Annotated in this window: 14 protein-coding genes and 3 tRNA genes; 10 read left to right on the forward strand and 7 right to left on the reverse strand. The window is 66.9% G+C overall.

All coding sequences use genetic code 11. From position 1 onward, the window contains the following. Window positions 1-82 precede the first annotated feature (82 nt). From SBP02_RS16680 to SBP02_RS16700, 5 genes are all read left to right on the forward strand, one after another. A complete protein-coding gene (locus tag SBP02_RS16680) occupies window positions 83-712 on the forward strand; it encodes a DUF1780 domain-containing protein (RefSeq protein WP_318643449.1) in 630 nt (209 codons plus the stop codon). Then, window positions 709-1,203: an MOSC domain-containing protein gene (locus SBP02_RS16685; protein WP_318643451.1), complete on the forward strand. Its 495-nt coding sequence runs from the start codon at window positions 709-711 to the stop codon at window positions 1,201-1,203. Before SBP02_RS16680 ends, SBP02_RS16685 begins: the two co-directional genes overlap by 4 nt. A gap of 80 nt (window positions 1,204-1,283) precedes the next feature. Further along, complete coding sequence (locus tag SBP02_RS16690) at window positions 1,284-1,457, forward strand: DUF3094 family protein (protein WP_318643453.1); 174 nt, start codon at window positions 1,284-1,286, stop codon at window positions 1,455-1,457. Window positions 1,458-1,520: 63 nt separating this feature from the next. Beyond that, window positions 1,521-2,822 (forward strand): NAD(P)/FAD-dependent oxidoreductase, encoded by a 1,302-nt coding sequence (locus tag SBP02_RS16695; RefSeq protein WP_318643455.1) that lies wholly within the window; start codon window positions 1,521-1,523, stop codon window positions 2,820-2,822. A gap of 48 nt (window positions 2,823-2,870) precedes the next feature. Next, entirely contained in the window at window positions 2,871-3,593 is a 723-nt protein-coding gene (locus tag SBP02_RS16700; RefSeq protein WP_318643457.1) for a substrate-binding periplasmic protein, read from the forward strand. 13 nt (window positions 3,594-3,606) lie between these two features. Here the strand turns inward: SBP02_RS16700 and SBP02_RS16705 are convergent. From SBP02_RS16705 to SBP02_RS16715, 3 genes are all read right to left on the reverse strand, one after another. Next, window positions 3,607-3,682: transfer RNA gene (locus tag SBP02_RS16705), tRNA-Lys, on the reverse strand. A 6-nt stretch (window positions 3,683-3,688) separates the two neighbouring features. Further along, window positions 3,689-3,765, reverse strand: a tRNA-Pro gene (locus tag SBP02_RS16710). A 9-nt stretch (window positions 3,766-3,774) separates the two neighbouring features. Further along, a tRNA-Asn gene (locus SBP02_RS16715) sits at window positions 3,775-3,850 on the reverse strand. A 208-nt stretch (window positions 3,851-4,058) separates the two neighbouring features. Between SBP02_RS16715 and SBP02_RS16720 the strand changes: the two genes are divergently transcribed. Further along, the gene (locus SBP02_RS16720; protein WP_318643459.1) at window positions 4,059-6,443 is read left to right on the forward strand and encodes a DUF1631 domain-containing protein; all 2,385 of its coding nucleotides are present in this window, start codon (window positions 4,059-4,061) and stop codon (window positions 6,441-6,443) included. A 9-nt stretch (window positions 6,444-6,452) separates the two neighbouring features. Beyond that, entirely contained in the window at window positions 6,453-6,785 is a 333-nt protein-coding gene (locus SBP02_RS16725; protein ID WP_318643460.1) for a PilZ domain-containing protein, read from the forward strand. Window positions 6,786-6,851: 66 nt separating this feature from the next. On the opposite strand, the gene clpB is transcribed toward SBP02_RS16725, so the two are convergent. From clpB to rluD, 3 genes are all read right to left on the reverse strand, one after another. Continuing rightward, window positions 6,852-9,416 (reverse strand): ATP-dependent chaperone ClpB, encoded by a 2,565-nt coding sequence (gene clpB, locus SBP02_RS16730; RefSeq protein WP_318643462.1) that lies wholly within the window; start codon window positions 9,414-9,416, stop codon window positions 6,852-6,854. A 122-nt stretch (window positions 9,417-9,538) separates the two neighbouring features. Continuing rightward, window positions 9,539-10,276, reverse strand: a complete 738-nt coding sequence (pgeF, locus tag SBP02_RS16735) for a peptidoglycan editing factor PgeF (protein WP_318643464.1) — start codon at window positions 10,274-10,276, stop codon at window positions 9,539-9,541. Continuing rightward, on the reverse strand, window positions 10,273-11,247 hold the full coding sequence (rluD, locus tag SBP02_RS16740; RefSeq protein ID WP_318643466.1) for a 23S rRNA pseudouridine(1911/1915/1917) synthase RluD: 975 nt from the start codon (window positions 11,245-11,247) through the stop codon (window positions 10,273-10,275). The genes pgeF and rluD overlap by 4 nt, the downstream gene beginning before the upstream one ends. A gap of 147 nt (window positions 11,248-11,394) precedes the next feature. Between rluD and SBP02_RS16745 the strand changes: the two genes are divergently transcribed. Further along, window positions 11,395-12,387, forward strand: a complete 993-nt coding sequence (locus SBP02_RS16745) for an outer membrane protein assembly factor BamD (RefSeq protein WP_318643468.1) — start codon at window positions 11,395-11,397, stop codon at window positions 12,385-12,387. Between the two features lie 69 nt (window positions 12,388-12,456). Here SBP02_RS16745 and SBP02_RS16750 read toward each other — a convergent pair whose 3' ends face one another. Beyond that, window positions 12,457-14,088, reverse strand: a complete 1,632-nt coding sequence (locus SBP02_RS16750) for an NAD+ synthase (protein ID WP_318643470.1) — start codon at window positions 14,086-14,088, stop codon at window positions 12,457-12,459. Window positions 14,089-14,267: 179 nt separating this feature from the next. On the opposite strand from SBP02_RS16750, the gene SBP02_RS16755 reads away from it, so the two are divergent. Both SBP02_RS16755 and SBP02_RS16760 read left to right on the forward strand, forming a co-directional pair. Then, a complete protein-coding gene (locus tag SBP02_RS16755) occupies window positions 14,268-14,504 on the forward strand; it encodes a PP0621 family protein (protein ID WP_318643472.1) in 237 nt (78 codons plus the stop codon). Further along, window positions 14,494-16,086 carry a sensor histidine kinase gene (locus SBP02_RS16760; protein ID WP_318643474.1) on the forward strand — a complete coding sequence of 531 codons (1,593 nt, stop codon included), beginning with the start codon at window positions 14,494-14,496 and terminating at the stop codon, window positions 16,084-16,086. The genes SBP02_RS16755 and SBP02_RS16760 overlap by 11 nt, the downstream gene beginning before the upstream one ends. Window position 16,087 lies beyond the last annotated feature (1 nt).

The following is a 16,087-nucleotide window of genomic DNA, read 5'->3' on the forward strand; positions in this document are numbered from 1 at the left end:
GAGCCGACCGAGGAGCCTCCGCCCCAGGCCTTATTGCGCCCGGGGGTACCAAGCCCCCCAAGCTGCGGGCTAAGCTGATGCTATGGATGACTCCGACTATCTGCGCCTGCTCACGCACCAGGCCGAACAGGCCAATGCCTTCCTCTCCAATGCCCGCAAATGGGAGCGCGAGCGCTGGGTCTGCCAGCGCCTGCTGCAAGCCCTGAACATCGACCACCGCCTGGAGGAATTCAGCGCAGCGGAACAGGAACCACCCGATGTGCTGTTTCGCGAGGCCAGCTTCGAGGTGTTCTTCGTCCTGGACGAAGGACGGCGCCTGAACGACGAATGGCGCGCCGAACTGGAGCGCCGGCGCAGCGCCTTCTCCCTGAAGCAACTGGTGCGCCGCGAGGCCAAGCCGCGGCGCATTCCTGCCGCGGAACTGCAGGCACGCCTAGCCCCGACGCTGCGCAAGAAGGCCCACAACTACAGCGAACGCGGCCTCGACCTCGGCGAGCTGGACTTGCTCGCCTACGTCAACCTCAAGCGTGCCGTACCGGACTTCAACAGCCACTTCCCGCCACCCACCGAGTACCTGCGCCAAGGCTGGCGCTCACTGTCCCTGGTGGGCCCGACCTTCGCCCGCGTGCTGTTCGCCCACCCAGACGCCCCGGATTTCCTGCGCGGCAACCTGGGCCGCAGCGTGCTGTTCGACGTGGGTATCAGCCTATGAGCCCGCTGCAGTCCCTGCTCGCCAGCGTGCCCCAGCAGGGTCGGGTGCGCTGGATCGGCGTGCGTCCCCAGGCGCGCGGCGCCATGCTCGAACTGGAAGCGGTGGAGGCCCGTCGCGAAGCCGGCCTAACCGGCGACCACAGCCGCCCAGGTCCGCGCAATGCACGCCAGGTGACGCTGATTCAGTGGGAGCACCTGGCGGTGATCGGTGCGCTGATCGGTCGAACCGCCGAGCGGCCGCTGCGCGCCGAGGAGCTGCGCCGCAATATCGCCGTCAGCGGCATCAACCTGTTCAGCCTCAAGGGCCGGCGCTTCCGCCTCGGCCAGGCCATCCTGGAAACCACCGGCTGGTGCCAGCCCTGCGCTCGCCTGGAGGAGCGCCTGGGTCCCGGGACCTTTCAAGCCGTACGCGGCCACGGCGGCATCACCGCCCGGGTCGTGCAAGGTGGCATTATTAGACTGAACGACATCCTTCACGTTGAGCCCTTATAACCGCCACGGCTAGAATAGCCATCACCTGCAGGCCACAAGCACACCGCCGCGCACTCCGCGCCGCCTCCATCGAGGTTTCCATGTCCAGCCGCCTGAGCCCCGACGACCAGCAACGCGTCGACCAATACCTGAGCGCTCCGCAGCATCGGGTCCAGCGCCCCCCCTTCCGGGTCTGGCGCCTGCTGCTGGTCATCCTCGCCGTGGTCATCGGACTGGGCCTACTGAGCCGTCTACTGAGTCGATTGGCGCTATGAGCTGCTTCGCGCTCGCCCAATCGGACGCCCGCCGCTTTCTTCAAAGCCTTGTGAGAGTGTTCCATGTCCCATCGAATAGTCATCGTCGGCGGCGGCGCCGGCGGCCTGGAGCTTGCCACCCGCCTGGGTAGAACCCTGGGCAAGCGCGGCCAAGCCAAAGTCGTCCTGGTCGACGCCAACCTGACGCATATCTGGAAACCCCTGCTGCACGAGGTAGCGGCCGGCTCGCTCAACTCCTCGGAGGACGAGCTGAACTACGTGGCCCAGGCGAAATGGAACCACTTCGAGTTCCAGCTCGGACGCATGACCGGGCTGAACCGTGCCGACCGGCGCATCACCCTGGCCGCTACTATCGACGAGCGCGGCGAGGTGCTGATGCCCGAGCGCGAGCTGAGCTATGACAGCCTGGTGATCGCTGTTGGCAGCACCACCAACGACTTCGGCACCCCCGGCGCAGCCGAACACTGCCTGTTCCTCGACACCCGCGAACAGGCCGAGCGCTTCCACCGCCAGCTGCTCAGCCACTACCTGCGCGCCCACGCCAACCAGGGCGACACGACCGAGCAGATCAGCGTGGCCATAGTCGGCGCCGGCGCCACTGGCGTGGAGCTGGCCGCCGAGCTGCATCATGCCGCCCACGAGCTGGCCGCCTACGGCCTGGACCGCATCCGCCCCGAGAACATGCGCATCACCCTGATCGAGGCCGGCCCGCGGGTACTGCCGGCGCTGCCGGAACGTATCGGCCAGCCCGTGCACCGCACCCTGGAGAAACTCGGGGTAACCGTACTCACCAATGCTGCCGTCAGCCAGGTAACCGACGACGCCCTGCACACTGCCCAGGGCGAGACCATCACCGCCAGCTTCAAGGTCTGGGCCGCCGGCATCCGCGCCCCTGGTTTTCTCAAAGACCTGGACGGCCTGGAGAGCAACCGCATCAACCAGCTGCAGGTGCGCCCGACCCTGCAGACCACCCGCGACGACAACATCTTCGCCTTCGGCGATTGCGCCGCCTGCCCGCAACCCGGCAACGAAGGCCGCAACGTTCCGCCACGCGCCCAGGCCGCCCACCAGCAGGCCTCCCTGCTGGCCAGATCGCTGAAGCTGCGCATAGCCGGCCAGCCCCTGCCGGAATACCGCTACCGCGACTACGGCTCGCTGATCTCGCTGGCGAGCTTCTCCGCGGTCGGCAACCTGATGGGCAACCTGACCGGTAGCGTGATGCTCGAGGGCTGGCTGGCCAGGGTGTTCTACGTATCGCTCTACCGCATGCACCAGATGGCGCTGTACGGCCCGCTGCGCACCCTGCTGCTGATGCTCAGCGACCGCATCGGCCGCAGCACCGAGCCACGCCTGAAACTGCACTGAGCCCCTCACCTATACTGCGCATGGGACACTCACCCGCGAGGCCTTCCCATGCGCAGCCTCTCTTGGCTCTGCCTGATACTGCTTCCGGCGCTGTCTGCAGCGAAGGAGCCCGTCACCGTCTTCTACATCGAGAAGCCGCCCTACTATCACAGCGAACAGGGCGAGCCGACCGGCTTCCTGCTGGAGCGCACCCGCGCGATATTCAGCCAGGCCGGCATCGAGGTGCGCTTCGAAGCGCGTCCGGCCAAACGCATTCAGATGGAGTTTCAACTGGAGCGCCAGCCGGCCTGCTCGATTGGCTGGTTCAAGACCGCGCAACGCAGCCGCTATGCCTGGTTCTCCCGAGCCATTTATCGCGACGCCCCCATGGTCGTGCTGACGCGCACCACCCTGACCGAACAGATCAAGGCCTATGCCAGCCTCGCCGCACTGCTGAACAGTCCGCTGCGTCTAGGGCTGATCGATGGTTTTTCCTATGGTGAGCTGGATGGGCTGCTCGCCCGTGCCAGCCGCAGCAATATCACCGCCGCGCCCACCCAGAGCGTGCGCATGCTCGCGGCCGAGCGCATCGACTACACCCTGGTCGACGAGCGGGAACTGCCCTATATCCTGGCGGAGGCGGATCTGCGCGACGCGCGACTGGCGCAACTGAACATGCCGGACATTCCGCCGGGGCAGTTACGCTATCTGATGTGCAGCAGGGAGATGGATCGGAGACTGCGAGAGCGTCTCGACCGGGCCATTTCGGCCCTGGGCCTGGAGCCCGAATGATGCGAGGAGGAAGTGGTGGGTCGTGTAGGATTCGAACCTACGACCAATTGGTTAAAAGCCAACTGCTCTACCAACTGAGCTAACGACCCAAAAAATGGTCGGGGTAGGGGGATTCGAACTCCCGACATCCTGCTCCCAAAGCAGGCGCGCTACCGGACTGCGCTATACCCCGGCTGAAGGTTGGCTCCGCGACCTGGACTCGAACCAGGGACCCAATGATTAACAGTCATTTGCTCTACCGACTGAGCTATCGCGGAACTATTACCTTCGGTTCTCCGCCGCGGCTGGCGACATTCATCGTTTACCGCTTCAGAGGCGCGCCATTTTACGGTTCCAGAACGCCCTGTCAACCCTTTAAAGTGCTTTTATGACAATGCTTTGCAGGTGAGAGAGGGGCTGCTATATCTTCTAGGACCGTGTTCGTTGCGGGACGCGCCAGCCGCAAGGCTTCTGCCAGGAAAATGCATGACTACCCAGGACACGCCGCCAGACTCCCCGCCCCCAGCACCGACCCTCGCCAGCCGCGGCATTCAGCCACGCTTCGGTGAGCTGGGACAGAATTGCCGGAAGCTGGTGATGAATCGCCTGGCCGAACACCTGACCGGCGTCTTCGGCCAGGTCGATGACACCCTGTTCGGCTGCGCGGAGAACGCCGAGAACAATCGAGTACAAACCCTGTTCTTCGACAGCATGCGCGAGATTCGCAAGCTGCGCCCGCAGATCGAGCGCGCCTACCACCAGAAGATCTCGCGCAACTTCTCCGACTTTCTCGACGGCAAGCTCAAGCCGCCAGCCAGCGCTGCCGAGGTCGACGCCGACCAGTTGGCCCTGGTGCAGAACGAGGACTACGAGGAAAGCCTGCAAGTCAGCAACATGGTCAGTCGCGTCAAGGCGAACTGCGCCCAGGCACTGTATGGCCTCGAGCAACGCCTGGCGCTGCTCAACCGCGGCAAGAAGCTTGGCGAAGACGCCAATCCCTTCGGCCCGCTGATGATTGCCCAGGCCTTCCGCGAAGCCCTGGCGCCCTGCCCCTTCCCGTTGCGGATCAAGGTGATCCTCTACAGCCTGTTCGATCAGCATGTCATGCACAGCCTGGACAGCCTCTATGCAGCACTGAACCAGCTACTGATCGACGCGGGCGTGCTGCCCAATCTGAAATACAGCGCGCAACGCAATGACGCCACCGGGCGTCAGCACGTGCCAGCGGCGCCCGCATCGGGCCCCGGCGTGGATTCGGACACCGCGGCGCCCACCCCCCACGAGGGCCAGCGCGCACCCGGCCGCACGACCGAGGCCGGCAGTGCGCACGCGACCGGCGACACGCAAGCGCCCCTGCCGCCATTCAACCTCGACGGTCCTCCGCCGGCCGACCCCGCCCAGCTGCTCAGCGGCCTCGGTGCACTACTCGGCGAGCGCCGCCGGCGCGACATCGACGCGCCCCTGCTCGGCGGTACCCGCAGCATCGCCAGTTTCGCGCCACGCGATGCCAGCCGTACCTACAGCGCCAACGACCTACTCGAGGCGCTGAACCGCATGCAGCGCCAGTCCGCCGACGAGTTGGCGCAACGCCTGCACCAGCCGCTCAAAGTCGAGGGCCTGAAGGTCGTCCTGCAGCAGCAGTTGGCGGCCCACAGCCCCCAACCCGGGCAACACAAGCTGGCGGACCAGGAGGCCGATATCGTCGACCTGGTCGGCATGCTGTTCGACTTCATCCTGGACGACGAAAACCTGCCCGACAGCTGCAAGACCATCCTCTCTCACCTGCACACGCCCTACCTGAAGGTCGCTGTGCAAGACAAGGCGCTGTTCACCCAACACCATCACCCGGCCCGCCGCCTGCTCAACAGCATGGCCCAGGCCGGCGTGCTGTATGGCGGCGAGGGCGACGAGCGCGGCCTGCTGGCGAAAATGCAGTGGGTGGTCGAACGGGTCATCCAGGACTTCGACGGCGACCTGCAGCTGTTCGGCCGCCTGCAAGAGGAGTTCGACGCATTCGTCGCGACCCTCAAGCACAAGGTCGACCTGCGCGAGCGCCGCGCGGTGGAGGCCGCCAAGGGCCGCGACAAGCTACTCGGCGCGCGCCAGCAGGCCCTCGACATCATCGCCCGCAGCCTGCATGAGCGCGAGCCGCCGAGCATCATACGCAACTTCCTGGAGCTGACCTGGGCCGACGTACTGGTATTCACCCTCCTGCGCCACGGCGAACAGAGTGACGAATGGCAGCGCGCCTGCGAGGTAGCCGAGCAGCTGGCCTGGAGCGGCACCCTACTGGACGCCGCCGGACGCGAGCGCCTGCAGGCTCTGCGCGTGCCCCTGCTGAGCGACCTGCGCCAGGGCCTGCAACAACTGGGCAGCTACCACGAGGAGGGCATTCGCCGCCTGCTGAAGGACCTGGTCGCCTGTCAGCATGCCGTGCAGGCCAAGCAACCGCAGGTTGCCGCCCAGCTCCCTCCCGCACTGCCGGACAGCCCGCTCGGCGCCATGCTCGGCGAGGATGCCGAGCTCGCCCGCCTGGCTCCACAAGGAGCGGAGCTGTCGCCCCGCGCCCAGGTACTGGCCAATCAGCTGGCACACATCGAGTTCGGCACCTGGTTCGAGTTCACCACCGACGCACAGGCCAGAGTGTTGAAGCTGTCCTGGTTCAGCCCGACAACGCACAACTACATGTTCGTCGACCAGAGTGGCCAGCGCGCGGCGATCAAGCCACGCGCCCTGCTGGCCCGCGAAATGGAGCAGGGGCTGGCGCGGATACTCTCCGAGGCCCACGACACGCCACTGGTCGACCGCGCCCTCTCCGCCATTTACCGCGTACTGCAGCGCTTTACCGGGCGCGCAAGCGAGTCCCACTAAGGAGCCCCCATGGAAGATCGTCGTCAGCACAGCCGCCACGGCACCGAGCTGCAGCTGGAGGTCTTCGAGCGGCACTCCGGCCAGCGCCTCGGCCGCGTGGTGGACCTCTCCGCCGAAGGCTTCATGCTGTTCAGCGACACACCACAGACGGCCGATGTGCTGGTGGAGTGCCGCCTGGTCAGCGAGCAGGAGATCGAAGGAGTCGGCGAGATCACCCTGGGCGCAGACTGCCTATGGAGCCGCCCCGGGGCGGACGGCCAGCACTGCTGGGCCGGTTTTCACATCATCGATCTGGCGGAAGACCAGGCCGCGGCGCTGGCATTACTGCTGCAACACCTCTGAGCGGCGCCGCACCACTACTGTGGTGCAGCGCACCGACGCGTACCGCCGACGGAGGCGCCAGCCGGTTCAGGCAAAGACGATCTCCTCGCCCTCCACCTTCGCGCTCACGCTACTGCCAGGCGCAAACCGGCCGGAGAGAATCAGCTGTGCCAGCGGGTTCTCCACCCAGCGCTGGATCGCGCGCTTCAGCGGGCGGGCACCGTATACCGGGTCGTAGCCCACGGCGATCAGCTTGTCCAGGGCCTCCTCGGAGAGCTCCAGGCTCAGCTCGCGCTCGGCGAGCCGCTGACGCAGGCGGCCCAGCTGGATCTGCGCAATGCCGGCGATCTGTTCGCGGGCCAGGGGCTCGAACACCACCACCTCGTCGATGCGGTTGACGAACTCCGGGCGGAAATGGCTGCCCACCGCGTCCATCACCGCCGCCCGCTGGGCGTCGCGGTCGCCGACCAGCTCCTGGATCTGCGCCGAACCGAGGTTGGAGGTCATCACCAGCACGCAGTTCTTGAAGTCGACGGTGCGTCCGTGACTGTCGGTCAGGCGGCCGTCCTCGAGCACCTGCAGGAGGATGTTGAACACATCCGGGTGGGCCTTCTCCACCTCGTCCAGCAGCACCACCGAGTAAGGCTTGCGGCGCACCGCCTCGGTCAGGTAGCCGCCCTCCTCGTAGCCGACGTAGCCGGGTGGCGCGCCGATCAGCCGCGCCACCGAATGCTTCTCCATGAACTCGGACATATCGATGCGCACCAGCGCCTCCTCGGTATCGAAGAGGAACTCGGCCAGGGCCTTGCACAGCTCGGTCTTGCCCACCCCGGTGGGACCGAGGAACAGGAAGGAGCCGCTGGGCCGGTTCGGGTCCGACAGCCCGGCGCGGGAGCGACGCACCGCATTGGCCACGGCAACCACCGCCTCGTCCTGGCCGATCACCCGCTGGTGCAGCAGGCCCTCCATCTTCAGCAGCTTGTCGCGCTCGCCCTCGAGCATCTTGGCCACCGGAATGCCGGTCCACTTGGACACCACCTCGGCGATCTCCTCCTCGGTGACCTTGCTGCGCAGCAGTTGGTTCTCGGTCTTGCCGTGCTGATCGACCATCTGCAGGCTGCGCTCCAGGTCCGGAATCACGCCGTATTGCAGCTCCGCCATGCGATTGAGGTCGCCCTTGCGCCGCGCCGCCTCGAGCTCCTGACGGGCCTGCTCGATCTTCTCCTGGATCTGCGCGGAACCCTGCACCTCGGCCTTCTCCGACTTCCAGATATCCTCCAGGTCGGCGTACTCGCGCTCCAACCGGGCGATGTCCTCGTTGAGCTTGGCCAGGCGCTTGATCGCCGCCTCGTCGTCTTCTTTCTTCAGGGCCTGGGCCTCGACCTTGAACTGGATCATCCTGCGCTCCAGGCGGTCGAGCACCTCGGGCTTGGAGTCGATCTCCATGCGGATGCGACTGGCGGCCTCGTCGACCAGGTCGATGGCCTTGTCCGGCAGCTGGCGATCGCTGATATAGCGGTGGCTGAGCCTGGCGGCGGCGATGATGGCGCCGTCGGTGATCGCCACCTTGTGATGCACCTCGTAGCGCTCCTTGAGGCCACGCAGGATGGCGATGGTGTCTTCCTCGCTGGGCTCGTCCACCAGCACCTTCTGGAAGCGCCGCTCCAGGGCGGCATCCTTCTCGATGTACTGACGGTACTCGTCCAGGGTGGTGGCGCCGACGCAGTGCAACTCGCCGCGGGCCAGGGACGGCTTGAGCATGTTGCCGGCATCCATGGCGCCCTCGGCCTTGCCGGCGCCGACCATGGTGTGCAGCTCGTCGATGAACAGGATGATCCGCCCTTCCTGCTTGGCCAGTTCGTTGAGCACCGCCTTGAGGCGTTCCTCGAACTCGCCGCGGAACTTGGCTCCGGCGATCAGCGCCCCCATGTCCAGGGCCAACAGGCGCTTGTCCCTGAGGCCGTCGGGCACCTCGCCGTTGACGATGCGCTGGGCCAGGCCCTCGGCGATGGCGGTCTTGCCCACCCCGGGCTCGCCGATCAGCACCGGGTTGTTCTTGGTGCGCCGCTGCAACACCTGGATGGTGCGGCGGATCTCGTCGTCACGGCCGATCACCGGGTCGAGCTTGCCGTCCTCGGCGCGCTTGGTCAGGTCGATGCAGTACTTGTCCAGGGCCTGGCGGGCTTCCTCGGCATTGGGGTCGTTGACCGCCTCGCCACCGCGCAGGTTGGCGATGGCGTTCTCCAATGCCTTCTTGCTCACGCCCTGGCCGAGCAGCAGCTTGCCGAGCCTGGTGCTCTCGTCCATGGCGGCGAGCAGCACCAGTTCGCTGGAGATGAACTGGTCGCCCTTCTGCTGAGACAGGCGGTCGGCCTGGTTGAGCAGGCGCGCCAGGTCCTGGGACAGGTTCACATCCCCGGTCGGGTTCTGGATCTTGGCCAGCTGGTCCAGCTCCTTGGTCAGGGCCTTGCGCAGACCGGCCACGTCGAAGCCCACCTGCATCAGCAGTGGCCTGATCGAGCCGCCCTGCTGGTCGAGCAGGGCCTGCATCAGGTGCAGCGGCTCGATGGCCGCATGGTCGAGGCCGACGGCCAGGGACTGGGCGTCGGACAGGGCGAGCTGCAACTTGCTGGTCAAACGGTCGATTCGCATGGCGTCATCCTTTATTCGATGGGCAGGCCGGCACGCCGAAGAGGCCGGAGAAAATACCTGCCGAGATGAAGACTAGATAAGGACGATTGTGCGACTTTCAAGCCGCACGGCCTTGACCCGGATCAGTCGGCCAGCCAGATCAGCGAGGCGAAGCGGCCGGTACGCGGGGCGCGGCGGTAGGAGAAGAAGCGTGGATCGCGGTAGGTGTCCAGGCCGCCACCGTAGACGGCGGTCACCCCGCGAGCCGCCAGGCGGACGCGCGCCAGCCGGTAGATGTCGGCGAGAAAGCGCCCGGTGTTGGCACTGGGCACGAAGGCCGCTTCGGCCTGGGGGTGGGCCGCGACGAAGGCCGCGCGCACCTCGGCGCCGACCTCGAAGCTCTGCGGCCCTATGGCCGGGCCGAGCCACACCAGCACCTCGTCCGGCCCGCAGCCCAGCGCATCCAGGGTCGCCTCCAGCACCCCAGCCGCCAGCCCGCGCCAACCGGCATGGGCCGCCGCCACACGGCTGCCGGCACGATCGCAGAACAGTGCGGGCAGGCAATCGGCGGTCATCACGGTACAGGCGACACCCGGGCTGGCGCTCCAGCTGGCATCGGCCTCGACCACGGCATCGGGGGCGGCAGCGGCCACGGCGGTGCCGTGCACCTGGCGCAGCCAGGCCGGCCGACAGCCGAGCGCCGCGACCAGGCGCCGACGGTTCTCGGCGACGGCGACGGGGTCGTCCTCGACGTGCTCACCGAGGTTGAGGCCGTCGAAAGGTGACTGGCTGACGCCGCCGCTGCGCGTGGTGACACAGGCCCTGACCCGTGCCGATGCGGGCCAGTCCGGGGTCAGCCAGTCATGGCCCCAGGCGCTCACCCGATGAAGGCCTCGCGATCCTGGCGCAACAGGCTCAGCAGCCAGACCAGATCGTCCGGCAACGGCGACTCCCACTTCATACGCTTGCCGGTGACCGGGTGATCCAGCTCGAGGAAGCGCGCATGCAGGGCCTGGCGCGGAAACTCCTTCAAACTCTGCACCAGGGTCGGGCTGGCCGCCGGTGGGATGCGGAAGCGTCCGGCGTAGACCGGATCGCCCACCAGCGGATAGCCGATATGACTCATGTGTACGCGGATCTGGTGGGTGCGCCCGGTTTCCAGCTTGACCCGGGCATGGGTGTGCGAGCGGAAGCGCTCCAGCACCCGGTAATGACTGACCGCCGGCTTGCCGCCGTCGGTCACCGCCATGCGCTGGCGCTGCGCCGAGCTGCGGCCGATCGGCGCATCGATCTTGCCACCGGCGGTGATCACGCCGATCACCACGCACTCGTAGATGCGGCTGACCGTGCGCTTCTGCAGCTGGTCGACCAGCTGGGTCTGCGCCTGGATGGTCTTGGCCACCACCATCAGGCCGGTGGTGTCCTTGTCCAGGCGATGGACGATGCCGGCGCGCGGCACGTTGACGATATCCGGCACGTGGTGCAGCAGGGCGTTGAGCAGGGTGCCGTCGGCATGTCCGGCGGCCGGGTGCACCACCAGGCCGGCGGGCTTGTTGATCACCAGCAGCTGGTCGTCCTCGTAGACGATGTCCAGCTCGATGTACTGGGCGACCCACTCGCCCTGGGCCTCCTGCTCGGCATCCAGCACCAGCTGCGCACCGCCATGGACGATGTCGCGCGGCCGCAGCACCGCGCCGTCGACGGTCAGACGGCCTTCCTTGATCCAGGCGGACAGGCGCGAGCGCGAGTGCTCGGCGAACAGTTGGGCGGCGACCTGGTCGAGGCGTTGCCCGCCCAGATCGAACGGCACCTCGGCGGTCAAATGAATGGCCTGCTTATTAATAGAAGACATGCTCGGCAACGGCGGGGGTGCAGCCTTTGGTTTCGGCTACACGCTTGTGGTTAAATACGGCGTCTTTGCCCCAGGGCTACCGGGGGCGCTCATCATAACAGGACGGCTTTGCGCAAGACAGCCGCCGTCACAGGGACGCAAGCCGCCATGCACGTGAAACACCTGCTGCTGATCGCCATCCTCGCCCTCACCGCCGCCTGCTCCTCCAACGAGGTGGTCGACGAAAATCTGAGCGAGACCGAGCTGTACCAGCAGGCCCAGACCGACCTGGACAGCCGCAGCTATAGCAGCGCCATCAGCAAGCTCAAGGCCCTGGAGTCGCGCTACCCCTTCGGCCGCTATGCCGAACAGGCGCAACTGGAGCTGATCTACGCCTACTACAAGAACGTCGAGCCGGAAGCCGCACGCTCCGCAGCCGAACGCTTCATCCGCCTGCATCCGCAGCACCCGAACGTCGACTACGCCTACTACCTCAAGGGCCTGGCCGCCTTCGACCAGGACCGCGGCCTGCTGGCGCGCTTCCTGCCGCTGGACATGACCAAGCGCGACCCGGGCGCCGCCCGCGATTCCTACAACGAGTTCGCCCAGCTCACCAGCCGCTACCCGACCAGCCGCTACGCGCCGGACGCCAAGCAGCGCATGATCTACCTGCGCAACCTGCTGGCCGCCTACGAGATCCACGTCGCCCACTACTACCTGACCCGCCAGGCCTATGTCGCCGCCGCCAACCGCGGCCGCTACGTGGTGGAGAACTTCCAGGAGACCCCGGCGGTCGGCGACGGCCTGGCGGTGATGACCGAGGCCTACCAGCGCCTGACCCTGGACGAGCTGGCCGCCACCAGCCTGGAGACCCTCAAGCTCAACTACCCGGACCACCCGAGCCTGGTCGACGGCCAGTTCGTGCCGCGCGAGGAAGAGGCCGACAGCCGCTCCTGGCTGGCCAAGGCCACCCTGGGCCTGATCGAGAGCGACACCCCGCTGCCGCCGGGCGAGACTCGCGCCAGCCAGGACGTGATCCGCCAGTACGAAGACGCCGAACAGCAGATCCCCGACGAACTCAAGTCGCCGCAACAGGAAGCGGCCGAGGCGGAAAAGGGACGCTCCTGGTTCAGCTACCTGACCTTCGGCCTGTTCGACTGACGGCGCCGAGCCGCAACGAAAAAGGGAGGCCTCTGGCCTCCCTTTTTCATGGGTGTTGTTCGCGCCCCCTCAGTCGCCGATGCGCCAGCCCGAGGTGATCGGATAACGCCGGTCGCGACCGAAACCGCGCTGGGTCACCCGCACCCCGACCGCCGCCTGGCGCCGCTTGTACTCGTTCAGGTCGACCAGGCGCAGCACCCGGCGCACCGTGTCCTCGTCGAACCCCTCGGCGATGATGGCGTTGGCCGACAGGTCGTGCTCGATATACAGCTTGAGGATCTCGTCGAGCACCGGGTAGGGCGGCAGGGAATCCTCGTCCTTCTGGTCCGGCGCCAGTTCGGCCGACGGCGGCCGGTCGATGACCCGCTGCGGGATCACCGCGCCCAGGGTATTGCGGTACTCACACAGGCGGAACACCAGGGTCTTGGGCACATCCTTGAGCACGTCGAAACCGCCGGCCATGTCGCCATACAGGGTCGCGTAACCGACCGCCATCTCGCTCTTGTTGCCAGTGGTCAGCACCAGGTAGCCCTTCTTGTTGGAGATGGCCATCAGCAGGGTGCCGCGGCAGCGGGCCTGCAGGTTCTCCTCGGTGGTGTCGCGCCCCAGCCCCTCGAACACCGGCGCCAGGGTGGCCATGAAGGACTCGACCATGGGCGCGATCGGCAGCACCCGGTAGGTCACGCCCAGCGCCTCGGCCTCGGCCTGGGCGTCCTCCAGGCTGATCTGCGCGGTGTAGCGGTAGGGCATCATCACCGCCTCGACGTGCTGGGCGCCCAGGGCATCCACCGCCACCGCCAGGGTCAGGGCCGAGTCGATGCCGCCGGACAGGCCCAGCACCACGCCCTTGAAACCGTTCTTGCGCACATAGTCGCGCACGCCCATGACCAGGGCCTGGTAGACACTGGCCTCCAGCTCCGGCAGCGGCGCGCAGGTGGCCAGACGCGGGACGACGCCGTCATCGCCGAGCTGCAGGTCGACCGGATACAGGCCCTCGTTGAACGCGCCGACCCGCTGACACACCGCGCCGCCGGCATCGACCACGCAGCTGCCGCCGTCGAACACCAGCTCGTCCTGGCCGCCGACCTGGTTGACGTAGACGATCGGCATCGCCCCTTCGCGGGCCCGCTCGGCCAGCACTTCCTCGCGCTCGCGCTGCTTGTCCAGATGGAAGGGCGAGGCGTTCAGGCTCAGCATCAGCTGCGCCCCGGCCGCCCGCGCCTGCGCCATGGGCTCGGCGAACCAGATGTCCTCGCAGATGCTCAGCGCCACCGGAACACCCTTGATGTCCACCACGCAGGGCTGATGGCCGGGCTCGAAGTAGCGCTTCTCGTCGAACACCCGGTAGTTGGGCAACTTCTGCTTGTAATAGCTGGCCAGCAACTGGCCGTCGGCGATCACCGCACAGGCGTTGTAACGCAGCTCATCCTCCAGCCAGGGATAGCCGACCACCAGATAGATACCGTGCACCTGGTCCTGCAGGCGCTGCAGCGCCTGCTCGATGCGCAGCTGCATGCTCGAACGCAGCAGCAGGTCCTCCGGCGGGTAGCCGCACAGGGCCAGTTCGGGAAACACGATAACATCGGCCTGCCACTGATCGCGGGCGCCACAGGCCGCCTCGATGATCCGCTCGACGTTGCCGTGCACGTCGCCGACGCGCAAGTTCAACTGGGCCATCACGACACGCAGGGTTTGGCTCATGGCCGTCTCCACAGCAAGATAATTCCACCCGCGCCGCCGGATATCGACGACGCCACTGCACTGGACGCCATTGTCCCGCATCGCCACCCGCGGAAACAATGCACAGCATCGGCTTTGGCCGCTGGGCGGCATCGACGTCCTTGGCTAAACTGCCAGGCCCTACTGGAGAAGAGAGCGTTATGGGCCTGTTTCGCCTGTTGATCCTGATCGCCATCGTCGCCGCCGCGTTCTGGCTCTGGCGCCGCTTTATCCGTCCCCCACAACGCTCCGAACGCACCGACAACAAGCCCGCGCCCATGGTGCGCTGTGCTCAATGCGGCGTGCATGTGCCCCGCGAGCACGCGCTCAATCAGGATGAGCACTGGTACTGCAGCCGGGCCCATCTGCAACAAGGCCCCAAATCCGGTGAACGCTGAGTCCCTCCCTCTCGGCGGGGTCCAGGGCCGACGCATCCTGCGGCTCTATCACCTGTATCGCCTGGCCATCGGCCTGGTACTGGTGCTGCTGATCTCCAGCGACCTGGACAGCGAGCTGCTGGACCTGGCCCACCCGGGCCTGTTCCGCAATGGCAGCTGGTTCTACCTGATCCTGAATACCCTGGTGGCGGTGATGGTGCAGCGACCACGCAGCCTGATCCAGGTGTTCAGCCTGGCCCTGGTCGATGTGATCCTGCTGTCCGGCCTGTTCTATGCCGCCGGCGGCACCCCCAGCGGCATCGGCACGCTGCTGATCGTCGCGGTGGCCATCGCCAATATCATGCTGCGCGGGCGCATCGGCCTGCTGATCGCCGCCGTCGCCGCCATCGGCCTGATCTACCTGACCTTCTACCTCAGCCTCAGCCGGCCGGCGGCAGCCGCCCAGTACGTGCAGGTTGGCGCCCTCGGCGCGCTGTGCTTCGCCGCCGCCCTGTTCGTCCAGGGCATCACCAAGCGCCTGCACGCCAGCGAAAGCCTGGCCGAGCAGCGCGCCGCCGACGTCGCCAGCCTCGAAGCCCTCAACGCCCTGATCCTGCAACGCATGCGCACCGGCATCCTGGTACTGGATGACCAGCACCGGGTGCTCCTGGCCAACCAGGGTGCCTTGACCCTGCTCGGCTGCGAGGCCCTGGCCGGCAAGATACTCGACCCGCACTGCCCGGAGCTGGTCAAGCGCCTGCAACACTGGCAGGACAACCCGACCCTGCGCCCGGCCAACCTGCAGGCCCTGGTCGATGGCCCGGTGCTGCAGCCCAGTTTCATTCCCCTGCAGCGCGGCGAGCAACGCGAGACCCTGGTGTTCCTCGACGACATCTCCCAGATCGCGCAACAGGCGCAACAGCTCAAGCTCGCCTCCCTGGGCCGGCTGACCGCGGGTATCGCCCATGAGATCCGCAACCCGCTCGGCGCGATCAGCCACGCCGCGCAGCTGCTGCAGGAATCGGAAGACCTGCAGGGCCCGGACCAGCGCCTGGCGCAGATCATCCAGGACCACTCGCGGCGGATGAACCTGGTGATCGAGAACGTCCTGCAGCTGTCGCGCCGGCGCCAGGCCGAGCCCCAGCTGCTCGACCTCAAATACTGGCTGCACCGCTTCGCCAGCGAGTTCCGCAGCTCGGCTTCGCCCGACAAGACGCTGCACGTGGAGACCCAGGCCGGCACCATTCAGACCCGCATGGACCCGCACCAGCTGACCCAGGTACTGACCAACCTGGTGCAAAACGGCCTGCGCTACAGCGCCCGCCAGCACCGCCAGGGGCAGGTCTGGCTCAAGCTGTTCCGCGACCCGGCCAGCGAGCTGCCGGTGCTCGAGGTGCTGGACGACGGAGCGGGCGTGCCGGCCGAGCAACTGCATCACATCTTCGAGCCCTTCTACACCACCGAGAACAAGGGCACCGGCCTGGGCCTGTATATTTCCCGCGAGCTGTGCGAAAGCAACCAGGCCCGCCTCGACTACAAATCCCGCGAGGGCGGCGGCAGCTGCTTTCGCATCACCTTTGCCCACCCGCGCAAGCTGAGTTGAC

Source organism: Pseudomonas benzenivorans (assembly GCF_033547155.1).
Lineage (GTDB): Bacteria > Pseudomonadota > Gammaproteobacteria > Pseudomonadales > Pseudomonadaceae > Aquipseudomonas > Aquipseudomonas benzenivorans_B.

What these genes read in the sequence shown, in the direction of transcription:
- SBP02_RS16720 (WP_318643459.1), top strand. Translation starts at nt 4,059, where the DNA reads ATGACTACCCAGGACACGCCGCCAGACTCCCCGCCCCCAGCACCGACC.
- SBP02_RS16690 (WP_318643453.1), top strand. Translation starts at nt 1,284, where the DNA reads ATGTCCAGCCGCCTGAGCCCCGACGACCAGCAACGCGTCGACCAATAC.
- clpB (WP_318643462.1), bottom strand. Translation starts at nt 9,416, where the DNA reads ATGCGAATCGACCGTTTGACCAGCAAGTTGCAGCTCGCCCTGTCCGAC.
- SBP02_RS16755 (WP_318643472.1), top strand. Translation starts at nt 14,268, where the DNA reads ATGGGCCTGTTTCGCCTGTTGATCCTGATCGCCATCGTCGCCGCCGCG.
- SBP02_RS16725 (WP_318643460.1), top strand. Translation starts at nt 6,453, where the DNA reads ATGGAAGATCGTCGTCAGCACAGCCGCCACGGCACCGAGCTGCAGCTG.
- SBP02_RS16750 (WP_318643470.1), bottom strand. Translation starts at nt 14,088, where the DNA reads ATGAGCCAAACCCTGCGTGTCGTGATGGCCCAGTTGAACTTGCGCGTC.
- rluD (WP_318643466.1), bottom strand. Translation starts at nt 11,247, where the DNA reads ATGTCTTCTATTAATAAGCAGGCCATTCATTTGACCGCCGAGGTGCCG.
- SBP02_RS16685 (WP_318643451.1), top strand. Translation starts at nt 709, where the DNA reads ATGAGCCCGCTGCAGTCCCTGCTCGCCAGCGTGCCCCAGCAGGGTCGG.
- SBP02_RS16700 (WP_318643457.1), top strand. Translation starts at nt 2,871, where the DNA reads ATGCGCAGCCTCTCTTGGCTCTGCCTGATACTGCTTCCGGCGCTGTCT.
- SBP02_RS16680 (WP_318643449.1), top strand. Translation starts at nt 83, where the DNA reads ATGGATGACTCCGACTATCTGCGCCTGCTCACGCACCAGGCCGAACAG.
- SBP02_RS16695 (WP_318643455.1), top strand. Translation starts at nt 1,521, where the DNA reads ATGTCCCATCGAATAGTCATCGTCGGCGGCGGCGCCGGCGGCCTGGAG.
- SBP02_RS16745 (WP_318643468.1), top strand. Translation starts at nt 11,395, where the DNA reads ATGCACGTGAAACACCTGCTGCTGATCGCCATCCTCGCCCTCACCGCC.